Source organism: Arthrobacter sp. ZGTC131, assembly GCF_002929275.1.
In the GTDB taxonomy this organism is placed as follows: Bacteria; Actinomycetota; Actinomycetes; order Actinomycetales; family Micrococcaceae; genus Arthrobacter.
On record NZ_PJIK01000086.1, the window covers coordinates 1 to 577 of the forward strand.

1 protein-coding gene is annotated in these 577 nt (G+C 63.6%); it reads left to right on the top strand.

Annotation, left to right across the window (positions count from 1 at the left end):
- Positions 1 to 25: 25 nt before the first annotated feature.
- The coding region (locus CXQ90_RS21805) for a hypothetical protein (protein ID WP_219816753.1) at positions 26 to 577 on the top strand (552 nt) is incomplete at its 3' end.

The following is a 577-nucleotide window of genomic DNA, read 5'->3' on the forward strand; positions in this document are numbered from 1 at the left end:
GTCCGACCTCTCCGGAGGTTACGCCATGCCGTCCCGCATCCGCGGCCTGTCGGGCAAACTGCTCTGGCTGACCATCGCCTTCGTGATGCTCGCCGAAATCCTTATCTTTGCCCCCTCCGTCGCGACCATGCGTCAACGCTGGCTGCAGGATCGGCTGAACACGGCTGCAGCCGCAAGCGTCGTGATCGACGGGCTGCAGCCGCTGGAGCTGCCGCGCGGCGTGCAGGACAGTGCGCTGGCAACAACTGGGACCAAGGCCATCGTCCTGCGCAAGGACGGCACCTCGCAGCTGCTCGCGGTCACCGAAATGCCGAACGAGGTCGACGCAGCCTTCGATCTGGCGGAGTATTCCGAATTCGGCTCGATCCGCGACGCCTTGTATACGCTCTTCTTCGGCGGCGACCGGCTACTTCGGGTCTATGGCCCGATTGCCGAGGCAAGCGACGTGACCGTCGAGATCGTCATCGATGAGGCGCCGCTGCGTAAGGCGATGCTGGGTTATGCCCGCAACATCCTCGTGGTCTCCCTGATCATATCCGTCATCACCGCCTTCCTGATGTTCCTGGCGATCAACCGG